This window comes from Algoriphagus aestuariicola (assembly GCF_017254835.1).
Classification (GTDB): Bacteria; Bacteroidota; Bacteroidia; order Cytophagales; family Cyclobacteriaceae; genus Algoriphagus; species Algoriphagus aestuariicola.
Genome location: NZ_JAFKCW010000002.1, coordinates 114,318 through 129,120 on the forward strand (window position 1 = coordinate 114,318; position 14,803 = coordinate 129,120).

General features: G+C 47.3%; 12 protein-coding genes and 1 tRNA gene. 4 read left to right on the forward strand and 9 right to left on the reverse strand.

The genetic code is table 11. The features are described 5' to 3' along the window. Positions 1 to 12 precede the first annotated feature (12 nt). Positions 13 to 891 carry an AraC family transcriptional regulator gene (locus J0A67_RS07760; protein ID WP_206568749.1) on the reverse strand — a complete coding sequence of 293 codons (879 nt, stop codon included), beginning with the start codon at positions 889 to 891 and terminating at the stop codon, positions 13 to 15. Positions 892 to 1,023: 132 nt separating this feature from the next. Between J0A67_RS07760 and J0A67_RS07765 the strand changes: the two genes are divergently transcribed. The 3 genes from J0A67_RS07765 to J0A67_RS07775 all read left to right on the forward strand — a co-directional run bounded on the left by J0A67_RS07765 (position 1,024) and on the right by J0A67_RS07775 (position 6,578). Beyond that, positions 1,024 to 4,524 carry a PVC-type heme-binding CxxCH protein gene (locus J0A67_RS07765; protein ID WP_206568750.1) on the forward strand — a complete coding sequence of 1,167 codons (3,501 nt, stop codon included), beginning with the start codon at positions 1,024 to 1,026 and terminating at the stop codon, positions 4,522 to 4,524. A 3-nt stretch (positions 4,525 to 4,527) separates the two neighbouring features. Next, complete coding sequence (locus J0A67_RS07770; protein ID WP_206568751.1) at positions 4,528 to 5,388, forward strand: sugar phosphate isomerase/epimerase family protein; 861 nt, start codon at positions 4,528 to 4,530, stop codon at positions 5,386 to 5,388. Positions 5,389 to 5,465: 77 nt separating this feature from the next. Next, a complete protein-coding gene (locus J0A67_RS07775) occupies positions 5,466 to 6,578 on the forward strand; it encodes a Gfo/Idh/MocA family protein (protein WP_206568752.1) in 1,113 nt (370 codons plus the stop codon). Between the two features lie 115 nt (positions 6,579 to 6,693). Here the strand turns inward: J0A67_RS07775 and J0A67_RS07780 are convergent, their stop codons facing one another. The 4 genes from J0A67_RS07780 to J0A67_RS07795 form a co-directional block, all read right to left on the reverse strand. Continuing rightward, positions 6,694 to 7,068 carry a hypothetical protein gene (locus J0A67_RS07780; RefSeq protein ID WP_206568753.1) on the reverse strand — a complete coding sequence of 125 codons (375 nt, stop codon included), beginning with the start codon at positions 7,066 to 7,068 and terminating at the stop codon, positions 6,694 to 6,696. Positions 7,069 to 7,431: 363 nt separating this feature from the next. Continuing rightward, positions 7,432 to 7,504, reverse strand: a tRNA-Thr gene (locus J0A67_RS07785). 108 nt (positions 7,505 to 7,612) lie between these two features. Further along, the gene (locus tag J0A67_RS07790; protein WP_206568754.1) at positions 7,613 to 9,676 is read right to left on the reverse strand and encodes a DUF349 domain-containing protein; all 2,064 of its coding nucleotides are present in this window, start codon (positions 9,674 to 9,676) and stop codon (positions 7,613 to 7,615) included. Positions 9,677 to 9,724: 48 nt separating this feature from the next. Next, positions 9,725 to 10,294, reverse strand: a complete 570-nt coding sequence (locus J0A67_RS07795) for a YqgE/AlgH family protein (protein ID WP_206568755.1) — start codon at positions 10,292 to 10,294, stop codon at positions 9,725 to 9,727. A 100-nt stretch (positions 10,295 to 10,394) separates the two neighbouring features. Between J0A67_RS07795 and pdxH the strand changes: the two genes are divergently transcribed. After that, the gene (pdxH, locus tag J0A67_RS07800) at positions 10,395 to 11,033 is read left to right on the forward strand and encodes a pyridoxamine 5'-phosphate oxidase (RefSeq protein ID WP_206568756.1); all 639 of its coding nucleotides are present in this window, start codon (positions 10,395 to 10,397) and stop codon (positions 11,031 to 11,033) included. On the opposite strand, the gene bshB1 is transcribed toward pdxH, so the two are convergent. The 4 genes from bshB1 to J0A67_RS07820 all read right to left on the reverse strand — a co-directional run bounded on the left by bshB1 (position 11,034) and on the right by J0A67_RS07820 (position 14,771). Then, positions 11,034 to 11,750 (reverse strand): bacillithiol biosynthesis deacetylase BshB1, encoded by a 717-nt coding sequence (gene bshB1, locus J0A67_RS07805; RefSeq protein WP_206568757.1) that lies wholly within the window; start codon positions 11,748 to 11,750, stop codon positions 11,034 to 11,036. A gap of 7 nt (positions 11,751 to 11,757) precedes the next feature. Further along, on the reverse strand, positions 11,758 to 12,798 hold the full coding sequence (locus tag J0A67_RS07810) for a peptidoglycan DD-metalloendopeptidase family protein (protein WP_206568758.1): 1,041 nt from the start codon (positions 12,796 to 12,798) through the stop codon (positions 11,758 to 11,760). A 9-nt stretch (positions 12,799 to 12,807) separates the two neighbouring features. Continuing rightward, positions 12,808 to 13,752, reverse strand: coding sequence for a thioredoxin-disulfide reductase (gene trxB / locus J0A67_RS07815; protein WP_206568759.1), 945 nt, complete (start codon positions 13,750 to 13,752; stop codon positions 12,808 to 12,810). A gap of 155 nt (positions 13,753 to 13,907) precedes the next feature. Beyond that, complete coding sequence (locus J0A67_RS07820; protein WP_026951708.1) at positions 13,908 to 14,771, reverse strand: sigma-70 family RNA polymerase sigma factor; 864 nt, start codon at positions 14,769 to 14,771, stop codon at positions 13,908 to 13,910. Positions 14,772 to 14,803: the final 32 nt, after the last annotated feature.

Sequence of the window (14,803 nt, forward strand, 5' to 3'; positions counted from 1 at the left end):
TAAGCAAGTACATCAAGCCGAGAACGTATTCATGAACTCCCGTCTGTATTCGACTGGAGTTTTCTTTATCCTTTCCTTAAAAAGCTTGTTGAAGTTAGACAGCGTAAAAAAACCGCATTCATAAGAAATTTCACTGATATTAAGGTCAGTCTCGTGCAGCAGCTTGCATGCATGGGAGATCCTCACTTCGGTGACAAAGTCTGTGAAAGACTTATTCATGCGGGACTTGAAAAACCTACTGAAAGACGAAACGGAAAGATTGGAGAGCTGGGCTGCGTCCTCCAGACTAACCTTGCTTTGGTAGTTGTGCATCACATATTCGTAGACCTGTCCCATGCGGTCTTTTTCGGATTCCTTGTTGGTATTGATGTAGGCTGCGTCTGCGATCAGCTTGCAATCGCTCGATTCAGCGATGGCCTGAAGTATTTTTAACAGCTGGACAATGCTTTTCACACCTCTGATTTCCAAGAGGTCTACCATCAATTGCCGGACGAGGATGTTGGTTTTTCCCTTGATTTCTATCCCCCGTAGCGATTTCTTCAGCATTGCGGCGATGGTTTCAAATTCATCCAGCTGGAAAACAGAGTTGTTTAGGAAGTTGTCCGGAAAGTAGATCACGATGCCGTGGGTCTCCATGCGGTTTTCGGGGATGTGATAGGCTTTGTCGTTTTTCCACAAATGTGGCAGGTTTGGCCCGGTCAGCACCATGTCACCTTCCTTGAAATTCTGCATGTGGTCGCCAATAAAGCGCGTCCCGCGTCCTTTCAAAACTACAAAAAGCTGATACTCGGAGTGAAAATGCCAGTTAACATCAAAAAATGGCGCTATCAACTCTCTGATTTCAAATGCTTTGCCTTCTGGGATCCTTGATTTTTGAAAGGGGGTCTTCACTGATTTTTGCTCTTTTTGAAGTTTTTGAAAATACAAATTGGCAAAAAACAGTCACAAATTAGGGGAATACAGTAAGAAATTCTTGGACTAAATAGGGAATATTAACGTCTAAAAAATCCGCTAACCCAAAGTATGACCAATTTGAAAAAATCGGGGATAAAAAGCCTTCCCCTACTCTACGTTCTCGTATTGTTGTTTTCCTGCGGCAAAAAAGACTCATTTCTTTCTATGACAGAACCGAGGCGGGTAGAAATTCTCGTCTTGGGACATGACAGTGAGCATCACAACTCCGAAAAGTTGATGCTTTATTTGGAGACGCCTTTTTTCCAAAAGGGAATCAATCTGACCTACACATCCGACCCCAACGACCTCAACGAGTCGGTGCTGTACAACTACGACGGTCTGATGATCTATGCAAACCACGATTCCATCAGCCCAAGTCAAGAAGCGGCGTTGAAAGACTACGTACAAAGTGGCAAAGCGCTGATCCCTATCCACAGCGCTTCTTGGTGCTTCAGAAACTCAGACTGGTTCGTGAATGCCGTCGGTGGCCAATTTAGCACCCATGGTACCGGTCGATTCACGGCAGATATCGTCGACGCTGAGCATCCTGCGATGAAAGGCATCGAGGAATTTGAAACTTGGGATGAAACCTACGTTCACTCCCACGTCAACCCCGATATGCATGTCCTGATGGAACGTGTCGAGGGCGACAAAAAGGAGCCATACACCTGGACTAGAGAAGAGGGAAAAGGGCGTGTTTTCTATACCGCCTATGGCCATAATGAAGAGACCTGGAAGCAAGAGGAGTTTCAGGAACTAGTCGCAAATGGCATCCTATGGGCTGTCGGCGACAAAGTGAACGAGCTGCTTGCGGAGTACAAAATCCCAGTACCGCAGTTTCAGGATGCCGAAATCCCCAACTACGAAAAGCGTGATCCAGCACCGCGATTTCAGCTCCCCCTCTCTCCAGAGGAAAGTATGAAGTTGGTACAGGTGCCAGTGGGCTTCGAAATGGAGCTTTTTGCCAGCGAACCGATGATCATTAATCCCATCGCAATGGCTTGGGACGAAAGAGGTAGATTGTTTGTCATTGAGACGGTCGACTATCCCAACGAAATCAGAAAAGAAGGCGGTGACGACAAGATCAAAATCCTGGAAGATACGGATGGAGACGGCAAGGCCGACAAGGTTACCGTATTTGCAGACAAGCTGAACATCCCTACCTCCATCATGGCCGTTAACGGCGGGATGCTGATCTCAATGGCGCCGGACTTTGTGTTCCTCAAAGATACCGACGGAGACGACGTGGCTGATGTACGCGAAGTGATCATGACTGGCTGGGGCAAAAGCGACACCCATGCTGGGCCTTCCAACCTGAAGTATGGTTTTGACAACAAAGTGTGGGGCGTATTGGGATACTCTGGATTCAACGGGGAAGTGAGCGGCCAAAGACATGCATTCGGCCAAGGCGTCTACCGATTTGAGCCAAGCGGCGAAAATCTGGAATACCTTGGGAATACCTCAAACAATACCTGGGGACTTGGATTCACCGAGGATTTTGAAACCTTTATTTCCACTGCCAACGGGCAGCACAGCGTGTATTTCTCCATGCCAAACAAGTACCTGAGACGCCCTATCTTTCAAGGCTCTGCCAATACGGTTCATGGCATAGACTCTCACTACGACATGCCTCACCTCACGCCATTCCTACGCCAGGTGGACTGGTTTGGCGGCTACACCGCTGCGGCTGGACATAATTTTTATACAGCAAGAAGCTTCCCACAAAGCTACTGGAACCGCATAGCCTTTGTCGCAGAGCCAACAGGCCGCGTACTTCACAAAGCCATCATCAATAGCGAAGGCTCTGGCTTCGAGGAGAAAAATGGATTTAACATCCTGGCGAGTTCGGACGAGTGGTTCTCTCCTGTGCATGCAGAAGTAGGACCTGATGGCGCGCTTTGGGTCGCTGACTGGTATAACTTTATCATCCAACACAACCCTACTCCACGTGGCTTTGAAAACGGAGAAGGGAACGCTTACATCAACCCACTTCGTGATGCCAAACATGGACGAATCTACCGCATCAGCTACAAAGGGGGCAAGGACTCAGAAGTATTTGACCTAGGAGACGCGGACGGCAATGAACTCCTGAAGGCGCTGAAAAGTGAAAATTTGTTCTGGAGATTGACTGCGCAGCGCTTGATCGTAGAAAAACAAGACAAATCTGTACTCTCCGGACTCTATCAGATCATCGGAGATCAAAGTGTGGACGCTGTTGGTATCAACGGACCTGCCATCAACGCGCTTTGGACCCTACAGGGATTGGGAGAACTAAATGGCGAAAATGCGGAGGCTATTCAGGTAGTCGAAAAGGCACTTTCCCATCCTTCTGCCGCCGTGCGAAAAAACGCTCTGAGAGTATTGCCTAGAACTGAATCCTCACTGAAGGCGATCTTGTCATCCAACATCATCAATGACTCTGATTTGCATACCCGAAAAGAGGCCTTCTTGGCGCTGTCTGATATGCCGTTTTCCGAAGATGCGGCTAAGGCGCTGGTCGAAGCTGCAAAAGCTGAGGACAACGGAAAAGATTCTTATTTGCCCCAGTCGATTTTCGCAGCTGTTTTGGCGCATCCGACGGAGTTTGCCAAGCTCGACAACACCAATGCCCTTCAGGCTGCTGCGGATGCGGAATTCTCCTTGACCGACCGAATTTCCAGGAGCTTGGTAGCTGAGCAGTATCCTTTGGATCAGCGTAACAGCATCCTTTTCCCACCAGATGTCGCCGGAAAGGAGATTTCTATTCGTATGATCGTTTCCAAGGGAGACAATCCATTGGAAGGGGTGCTGGTAGCCCACGGAAACAACACCAATGGTTACAGCCTCTACATTTATCAGAACGACTTGTATTTCGCGGTAGCGCAGGACGAAAAACTCACGCTTCTCAAATCCAAAAAAGCGCTTCCGGAAGAGCAGTTTACCATCGACGCCAGTTTAGTGGAAGATGGAAGCCTGAGTCTCAAAATCAATGGCGAAGAAGTGGATAAGGGAAAAACCAAAGGGCTATTCACAGAACCGCTCTCCCCAACAAGAGTTCGGGTGGGCCAAAACGATAGCAGGAATGTCGTAGGTAAATATGAGGGAGCCTGGTGGTTTGGAGGCAGACTAAGCAATAAGTCTACCCTAGCCTTGAAAAATCCGGGAGCTGAAATCGATGTCCTTGGAGAGTCTTCCAATACTGTCACTGCCAACGGTTCTACAGTAGTCAAACTTGCCGTGACTCCACATGAGATGAAGTTCAACAAAACGACCTTCACCGTAAAAGCGGGTTCCCAAGTTACCATTGACTTCGAAAACCCTGATTTCATGCAGCACAATCTGGTCATCGGTCAAAAAGGCTCCATGGAAGTCATCGGTGCCGCTGCCGACGAGCTTGCACGAGATCCTAAGGGCGCTGAACAAAACTATGTACCGAAGATCCCGCAAGTGATCGCTGCCACCAAGTTGGTTGATCCAGAAGGAAGAGAATCGCTGGTATTTGTAGCGCCGACGGAGCCGGGAGAATATCCATTCATCTGTACAGTTCCAGGTCACTGGAGAATTATGAACGGAATCATGAAAGTTGAATAATCCATGGCCCTAGACGTAAAATTTGCGGTAAGCACTTGGCTATGGACCTCGCCATTCAACAAAGAGACGACGTCCCTTTTTCCAAAAATCAAAAGCTACGGCTATGACGCAGTCGAGATTCCGGTAGAAGATCCGAGCCTGATTGACATCGACTGGGTAAAAAAAGCACTATCGGATAACGGGCTTCGGCCCGTCATCTGCGGAGCCTTTGGCCCCAGTAGAGACTTGACCAATGAAGATCCTTCCTACCATCAGACCTGTTTTGACTATCTGGACGCCTGCTTCGAAATCGCCTCGGAGCTCGACGCTGGCTTTGTAGCTGGTCCTATGTACTCGGCGGTTGGAAAAGCCAGACTGGTGTCTCCAGAACAAAAGAAAATCGAATGGGAAAGAGCCGTAACCAACCTTCGAAAAGTCTGCGACACCGCCGGGAAATACGGCTTGGAGATCGCAATCGAAACCTTGAACCGCTTTGAAACCGACCTGATCAATACAGCGGCTGAGCTAAAGCAGTTGCTAGACGACATCAACGAGCCCGAAGCCAAAGCTATTCTGGACGGCTTTCACATGAATATCGAGGAACCCAGCATCGAAGAGGCGATAAAGACAGTCGGAGATAGATTGATCCATGTGCAGGTATCGGAAAACTACCGGGGTACCCCTGGCACCGGCCAAACGAACTGGGCGGCTTGGAAGCGCGGATTGGAAGCCGTCAACTACAAAGGCTACGTGTCGATCGAGAGTTTTACTCCGGAGGTCAAGGAGCTGGCGGGCGCCGTATGCATTTGGAAGCCACTGGTACCGTCTCAGGACGGTTTTGCCAAAGAAGGCCTGGATTTCCTGAGAAAATGGGCCGCTGAATAAAACTAAAACGCAAACCCATCGGACATGCTGATTGCCTACCACCTAGATATTGAAAAAAACCAAAATACGATTTACCCATGACCAAAAAACCAATCAACATCGCCATCATAGGGCTGGGATTTGGTGCGGAGTTTATTCCCATCTACCAAAAACATCCCTTGGCCAATATGTACGCGATTTGTCAGAGAAATAAAGAAAAGGCCGAAGAGATCGGGAAAGCATTCGGGATCGAAAAGGTCTATACAGACTACGATGATCTTCTAAAAGATCCAAACATAGACGCGGTACATATCAATACCCCTATCCAAAACCACGCGGAGCAATCAATCAAAGCCCTAAAAGCGGGCAAACATGTTGCCTGCACCGTCCCTATGGCAACTACGGTCGAAGAATGTCGCCAGATCGTAGAACTCACCGAAAAGACCGGCCTGACCTATATGATGATGGAGACTGTGATCTACAGCCGTGAGTTCCTCTTCGTCAAGGAAATGTATGAAAGAGGCGAACTAGGCAAAATCCAATTCCTCAGAGCTTCGCATCAGCAGGAAATGGCCGGATGGCCAGGATATTGGGAAGGCCTCCCTCCCATGCATTACGCGACCCATTGCGTTGGGCCTGTCTTGGCATTGCCAAAAGCACAAGCGGAGTATGTGGCCTGCTTTGGATCCGGAAGAATAGACGAAAACCTAATTCCAAAGTACGGGTCGCCTTTTGCCATCGAGACTTGCCACATCAAGTTGAGGGATTCTGATCTGGCTGCGGAAGTGACCCGATCCCTTTTCAATACCGCAAGGCAATACCGCGAAAGCTTTGATGTCTATGGTTCAAAAAAATCCTTTGAATGGACACTGATCGAGCACGAGGACTCGGTAATCCACACAGGCGAGACGCCTTTACGCGTGAAGATTCCTGACTATGCCCATCTGTTACCAGCTGAGATCGCCTCCTTTACAACCCAAGGCGTGTATGATTCTGACGACAACCAACACCTTTCCTTTATCCAAGGCTCAGGACATGGCGGCTCCCATCCTCACCTAGTCAATGAATTTCTAAATGCCTTGACGGCCGAACGAGCACCATATCCTGACGCTAGGGAATCAGCCAACATTACCTGTGTGGGGATTTTGGCCCATGAGTCGGCGATGGAAGGAGGAAAAATCAAACACTTGCCCGAATTCACTCTCAAATAAGCCACCAGCCTATTAAACCAAGAAAGGCGGTCCTTATGGGCTGCCTTTCCTATTTTAAACCGTATCTAAAGGCCGAAGTGTTGGAGTTCTTTTGGCCTCGTACAGCTAACGCGTTTTACTTTATCCGCTTCGCCTCTGCGGTAAACATGCCCATCAGACTGCCAGAGGAAAAATCCTCATCCACCTTTTTCAGGTCCAGCGTAACATCATATCCAGAGATGGTAAAGGCTGCATTCAGCACATCCCCGGCCACAGTCACGGAGCTCATCATGCTTTCCGTACCCGAGGCATCCTCGATAAAATAGCCCATGGTTTTGTCGTCAACCGTCTCAAACCGCATGGGGATGGTCGCATCACCCTGAGGGGTGTCTTTGACCAGAACTTCCCATTTGCCGTCAAAGTAAGAGACTTGGTTCAATTCCTTTTCTTGTAAATCAGAAGACCCAAAAAAGGTCACTAGCAAAGCAATGCTTGTAAAGAGTAATTTCATCGTAATGGGGTTTAGGGTTATAACTTGAAAAAATTAGCAAAAAATCTTCAATATGTACTTCCGCTGAAAAATAAACTTTTCGGGACAACAAGTCAAAGAGAGTCCGAAGCATTAAACAGGCCCGTTGCTGGGATTTCCACAGTAGTTTTCGGCCTCTTCAAGCCCATCTACTACTTCTGTTACTTTGCCCTTTGTACGTATGTCTCGATCAGAGTGGTCTGCTCCTAGGAATGTTCCCATAAACGTCCCCTTCCTAGGTCTGACCGACCTAGCAACCTTTAGCGGCGGGACCACAATTCCCAAATCACTCGAAATCTATGAGTCCATAAAAAGAAAAACCACCCATTTCTGAGTGGTTTACTGAGCCCCTTGCCGGGATCGAACCAGCGACCTACTGATTACAAGTCAGTTGCTCTACCAGCTGAGCTAAAGAGGCTTACCTTTATCGTGGTGCAAATATAGACTTTCGGGTATTTCTCTCCAAGTCCGATATCCATGTTTTTGCTTCCGCTTCTCTATCTCGCAGATTTTGAGAGAGAAAAATTTAGAATTCTTTCAGGATGTTCAGCTTCTTCTTAAGCTTGTCAATTTCTTCTTCTGCCTTTTGGATCTTGATGTCAAATTGGTCTTTGAGCTTATCCGCGGTTTTTGAAGCAGTAAAGAACTCGAGGTTGTTTTTCCACAGCGTAATGTTGTTTTCCAAATCAGAGATCTGCTTGCGGATGCCATGTTCTTTCTTGTTCAGCGTCTTGACTGCATTTGGATCGGATTGGATACGGTTCAGATTCAGTCTAAACAAGAAGTCTTCTCTGTCCGTGTCTGTGGAGTCCAGATTTTCCAGATATTGATCGACAGCTTCCTTGAATTGGGCCTGGACTTCCTTGATGTTCTTACGCGGCACGAAGCCAATCTCGTTGAATTCGGTAACCCAAGTCGTCAGTGCCTCCTCGCTCAAATTCTCCCCTGCAGCAGCGGACAAGATGGTCTGAATAAGTTCTTGCTTTTTCTTCAGGTTCTGATCAAATTCTGAATGAGCTTGTCTGTTGGAATTTCTTCGGTTTTCGAAGAAAGCATCACAGGCAGCCTTGAACTTCTTGTAGAGCGAATCCCTGTTTTTTTCCGGGGTGGGTCCCAGCTTTTTCCAGTCCTGCTGCAGTTTTACCAATTGATTGGCGGTATTTTGCCAGTCTGTGTTTTCCATCAAAGATTCTGCTTGAGCGATAAGCTCCTCCGCTTTTTTCTGATTGGTCGCGCGGATTTCATCCAGCTCTTTAAAGAATAGGTTTTTGTTGTGGAAGAAATGCTTGAAAGCCGCCCAGAACGCCTTGTTTATTTCTTTTCCAGCCTCCTTGGGCACCGGTCCGATCTTTTCCCAAGCCTTTTGAACCTCCAAAATCTCTTTCGTTTTGATATTCCAGTCTTTGATTCGATCAGCCTTGAAATCGGCAAATGGAGCCAACTGGGCAATCAGTGCCTCTTTATCAGTTTGATTCTTTTTGAAGACTTCTTTCTGACCTTCAAAAAACTCCTTTCTGCGGTCGTAGACAGCATCTGAGGCAGCCTTAAACCGCTGCCAAAGATTTTCTTGGTCTTCTCTCGGTACGGGCCCAATATGCTTGAATTCCTCATGCAGCTCATTCAGCTGACGGATGGCCTCTTTGAGTTCCTTCACGTCTTTGAGCAGCTCGGCTTTCTCACAAAGCTCAGTTTTGCTTTCCAGATTCTTTTTTCTGTCGAGCTCTTTTAGCTCAAAGTAAATGCTACGGTTGTCGTAGAAACGGTCCATTAAGGCATTGAAACTTGCCCACAGGTTACGATTTTGAGCGGTAGGCACTGGGCCAATGGATTTCCACTCCTCCTGGATTGCTTTGACCGCGCCCATGCTCAGGGTAGTCTCTTCGCCGTCTACCAGGTCCCGAAGTTTATTGAGTAGTTCGTTTTTGGCTGTAAGGTTTTTTTCCTTCTGCTTTTCGGCTTCCTTTCTGAGTGAGTTAATTTGATACCTGAAGTCGTTGAACACTTTGAAAAATTCGCGTTCTTCTTCATGCTGACGATATTCGAAATCATCTTCCGCTCCGCCCTCAGCTTTGAATTTGCTCAGAGCTTCCTCCTTGTCTTTGGATACTAGTTCGTCAAATGCAGCCTTGATTTCATGTGCAGTCTTGTCGAGCTTCAGTACAGGAATATGGTGGATTTTGTCTTTGAGCAGCTTCAATAGCTGAACCTTGTTCAATCCGGATAGTTCCAAGTGCTCGTCTGCATGCTCATGTTCATCTTCCTCTGTCTCTTCCCCCTGGGAATCCCCAGCTTCGGTTTGTTCGCTACTTTCGCTACTTACTGAAGGTTCATTTGAAACGGTTGATTCGGATTGAGTTGCTTCTTCCACTTGAGCGTCATCACTAGAAGCTGGCTCCTTACTCTCAGGTTCGGAAGATTCGGATTTACTTGCAACCGCTACAGGCTCACTCTCTTGTATGTCGCCATCTTCCAACGCCTGAATGGCTTCAGATTCTTCGGCTTGTTCTGCATTCTCGATACCCTTCACTTCCTCGTCAGAAGCTTGGGTCACCTTGTCTTTTTGGGACAATTCGTTACTTTTCTCAGTCATAAAAACGATACTATTTCAAGGCAATATGGGCAAAAGTAGGGATTTTGCCTAATTTAATCTTGGGTCGAGGGGATAATTTGCGATTACCTTAAACTCCCCTCCCATGTTTTTCAAAAGCAATCTCCAAAGCTCATCGGGGGTGTTTCCAAGGACGTCCGCATCCACTTTATGGTCACAGATAATCCAGGTATTTTCACCCAATTCATCTGACAGTTGGCCCGAACCCCAGCCGCTATATCCAATAAAAAAACGTACGTCATGGGGGGCCAAAAGCCCGCTTTTTAGCTGGTCAACCAAGCTCTCAAAATCCCCTCCCCACCAAAGATCCTCCCCGATGGCAATGCTGCCTTCGAGGATTTTTTCGCCGAAATAGATAAAATGCAAAGTGTTTTGCTCGACCGGGCCCCCAACGAAAACTTCATTTTCCAGAAAAGACAGTTCCTCTACCAATTCACTCAAATGAAGTATGGACGGCTTATTAAGAACCAGCCCAAAACTTCCTTCGGAATTGTGTTCACAAAGCAGAACCACGGATCGCACGAAGTTCTCATCCTGCAAAAACGGTTCAGAAATTAGTAGATTTCCTGCTTGGGGAATTTTCGAAGGCTCATTCTTCATGCTTGTATCCTTTCCTTTTCAGTGAAAAATATAGGCTTAAATTTTAAAAATCCAATGCCTATGGTACTTTTATCAAGCAATTTCCAACACAAGAAAATCAATGACAAAACTCTCGGAAATCCGTAAAGACTACAGTTCCAAATCACTGGATATCAATGATATAAATTCAGATCCAATTCAGCAATTTCGAATCTGGATAGATGAAGCAATCGATTCCGAAGTACCTGAAGTGAACGCCATGTGCCTGTCCACGATGGGGCTTGACGGCTATCCGAATGGCAGGATAGTGCTGCTGAAAGAGGTAGATGAGGGCTTTGTGTTTTTCACCAACTACGCAAGCGAGAAAGGGCGAGAAATTGCCGCAATTCCCCGAGGGTCACTGACCTTCTTCTGGCCAGAGCTGGAGCGACAAGTAAGGATCACTGGAGATCTGACAAAAGTTAGTTCGGCGGAATCAGACGCCTACTTCCTTTCCAGACCGACAGGATCACAAATTGGGGCCTGGGCATCACCCCAGAGCACAATCCTTGGCAGCCGGGAAGAGCTCAGTTCGCGTCAAAAGGCTTTTGAAGAAAAATTCAAGGTCGAAGAGCTCACGAGGCCAAGCCACTGGGGAGGATACCGACTATTGCCATTCCGCCTCGAGTTTTGGCAGGGAAGGCCCAGCCGACTCCACGACCGAATCAGCTATCAGAAAAATCCAGACGAAAGCTGGACAATCAACCGCCTTGCTCCTTGATTATTTCAAATCAAAGAGGTCATCGATGCCGATAAAGCGCTCCACTGTAAATCCTTCTCCATATTTGGCCATAATTCTATGCCCAAACTCTCTGGCTCTGGATTCGATGAAGGGCAAAAAGTCCGGAGAGGAAATAAAGCTGGATGGCTCTTCGGAGAAAGGGTCATAAAACTGGGACTTAAAAGCCATGATGCTGGCCACCTTGATGTCCCAAAACGCTGAAATATCGAAGATAAAATCCGGCTTTATATAGTTGTTTTGAATGTAGTGGTAGACAAATTTTGGCCGCCAAGGCTCTTGGGCAATACCCGCCTCAACAGTCTCAATCTTGCGCAGTCCACTCATAAAGCAGGCATTCGTAGCCAAAGAGGACCCTTTTCCATGGTCTGGATGCCGATCTGAAACCGCATTGGCTAGGACAATATCCGGCTGATACTTGCGTATAACTCTGATAAGCTCCTTTTGGTGGACTTCATCATCCTTGAAATAGATGTCTCTGAAGCCCATATTTTCTCTAGCGGAAAGCCCAAGAATTTTGGCTGCGTCTTCCGACTCCTTCAGCCGAAGTTCTGGGGTACCACGTGTACCCATCTCCCCTTGCGTCAAATCGACAATGCCAACCTTGTGTCCTTTCGCTACGTGCGCAGCGATAGTCCCCGAACACCCCAGTTCGGCATCGTCAGGATGAGCGGCCAACACCAAAATATCCAATTTCATTTGTTTCCTATTTTATTCTGAGATTCTGCCCGACACGCAAGATAGAACGAGTGCTGATCCCGTTCAATCTGGTGATTTGACTGATGGTCACTCCGTATCTCCTTGCTATTGAGCCTAGAGTATCGCCTCTTTTAACTCGATGGTACGCGGCCTCCCTAGCCTTCGCTACGTGGGAAAAAAGATCCTTAGTGATCAGCAGATCTTGTATCGTCAACTCTCCTTTGTCAAAATCATATACGTTTTCCGGATCAAAAGGAAGCCCCCGATACCGCATCTCATAGTGGAGATGGGAGCCGGTACTTCGGCCTGTACTTCCGCCCTTTCCGATAATATCCCCTGCTTTTATCTCGTCGCCTACCTCTGCGATCTGCTTCGAAAGGTGTCCATAGAGCGTTTCTAAGCCATTTTTGTGCCTTACTAGCACGTAGTATCCCCAGCCATACCTATCGTAGGATCGTACCCGTACTATCCCATCAAAGGCGGAATAAACCGGGTCTCCGGTATCCAAATCCAAGTCAGTGCCATAGTGGTTTCTACCCCATCTAGGACCAAACACCGAGGTCTTTTTGGATTGATCCAAAGGAAATTTCCACTCCATGCCGTAACGCTGGTCATACAATCGCAGCTGCAGGCTATCCTGAAAATTTCGGATGTCAAAATTGTAGATGTCGACTTTCTTGCTGTCCCATGTCGAATAGTATTCAAAGGCTGTCACCCAAATGCTATCTATCTGGATTTGCTCCGACACTTTGACCAGCTGGTTGGTGGGAGCCCAAGCCATTACGTTCTGGTCCTCACTGATGATCGACCTGATCCTAGCCAGGTTAACATCGTATTGAAAAATCAATGAATCGGTCTGAAAGGTGAGTGTCCTAAGGTAGGATTCTTGGTCAAACTGTCTCAGTTCGATATTTCTTCTCTCCTGGGCACTGGCGGGATTATTTGCACTGTTTTTCTTGACAATCTTAGGAAAAACCTGAGCATTGGCTTCAATGAAACCAATGCTCAGCAGGATTCCCAAAATTGTTCTCAGAATGTAATTCCTCATCAATTGGATTTAATGATTCTCGTGTGCTGCCAGGAAGCGCTCCGCATCCAACGCTGCCATACAGCCTGTACCTGCTGCGGTGACTGCTTGTCTATAGACATTATCCTGAGCATCTCCACATGCAAATACGCCATCGACGTTGGTTTTTGAACTTCCCGGAATGGTCTTGATATAACCGGAAGGATCCATGTGGACAAAATCCCTAAAGATCTCCGTGTTGGGTTGGTGACCAATAGCAACAAAGAAGCCAGAAATTGCTATTTCCTTTTTTTCTCCGGTTTTATTGTTGAAAATCCGCACGCCTCTTACCTCTTCTTCTCCCAAAATCTCATCGGTCTCCGAATTCCACAGAATTTCGATCTTAGGATTGTTCATTACGCGATTTTGCATGATCTGGGATGCTCTCATTTCCTCCCTTCTCACGATCATGTACACTTTGGAGCAAATGTTTGCAAGGTAGCTTGCCTCCTCGCAGGCGGTATCGCCAGCACCAACGATGGCGACTTCCTGCCCGCGAAAAAAGAAACCGTCACAAACAGCACAGGCAGAAACACCTTTCCCATTCAATCGAGTCTCGCTTTCGATTCCCAACCACTTCGCTGAGGCTCCGGTGGAAATGATCGTTGTCTCCGAATGGATGGTCACTTGATCGTCCACTGTGACTACATGGGGACGTGAGGAAAAATCCACCTTGGTCACCATCCCGTAGCGCACATCCGTTCCGAATCTTTCTGCTTGCTTCTTAAAATCTTCCATCATTTCTGGACCCATGATCCCGTCTGGGTATCCGGGGTAGTTTTCGACATCGTTAGTGATGGTAAGCTGGCCACCGGGCTGACCTCCAGTGTACAATACGGGTGACAATCCAGCTCTCGATGCGTATATCGCCGCTGTATAGCCGGCAGGGCCCGATCCGATGATCAATACTTTGACCCTTTCAATTTCTTGGTTCATTAATAGCTTGTATTAAATCGGTTAAATTTTGTCATTTTTGGGTAGGCAACAAAACTCGGCATAGTTAAAATTCCCTAAGCAGATAATTGTCACTTAATACCAGATAAATAAATTATGGCATGAAAATAAAAAAGGGGCCTGAGCCCCTTTTTCAATTATCCCAGGTAGGGTTTTAGCGTCTTACTTCTGGAAGTATGACGTAGCCTCCTGATTGCTTTTTCCTTGATTTGTCTGACCCGCTCGCGGGTCAAGTTGAACTTCTCTCCGATTTCTTCGAGGGTCATCGCATGCTCGCCGTTGAGTCCAAAATACAGCGTGATGACATCAGCTTCTCTTTGGGTGAGGGTAGAAAGCGCACGCTGAACTTCTTTTCTCAAGGAATCGGTCATCAGCCCATCATCCGGCTTCTCGTCCCCGTCGTTTTCCAACACATCCAAAAGGCTGTTTTCTTCTCCCTGCACAAACGGAGCATCCATTGAGACGTGGCGGCCGGAAATCTTCATGGTGTCGACCACCTCAGACGCGGTCACCTCGAGTACCTCTGCCAGTTCCTCCGGAGATGGCTCCCGCTCGAACTTCTGCTCCAGCTCACTGAAGGTCTTTGAGATCTTGTTAAGGGATCCTACCCTATTCAGCGGCAAGCGAACAATCCTGGACTGCTCGGCCAAAGCCTGCAGGATGGATTGTCTGATCCACCACACGGCATAGGAGATGAATTTAAAACCACGGGTCTCATCAAATCGCTGGGCAGCCTTGATCAAGCCAAGATTCCCTTCATTGATCAAATCTCCCAAAGAAAGGCCTTGGTTCTGGTATTGTTTGGCGACAGATACCACAAATCGAAGGTTTGCCTTGGTCAGTTTTTCCAGCGCCAGTTGGTCACCCTCGCGGATTCTCTTTGCCAAAACTACTTCTTCATCAGCTGTCAACAGGTCTACTTTGCCAATTTCCTGAAGGTATTTGTCCAGTGATTGGGATTCCCTGTTGGTAATCTGTTTGCTAATTTTTAGCTGCCTCATTCAAATTAGAATTTGAGAAATTAATTTTTTAA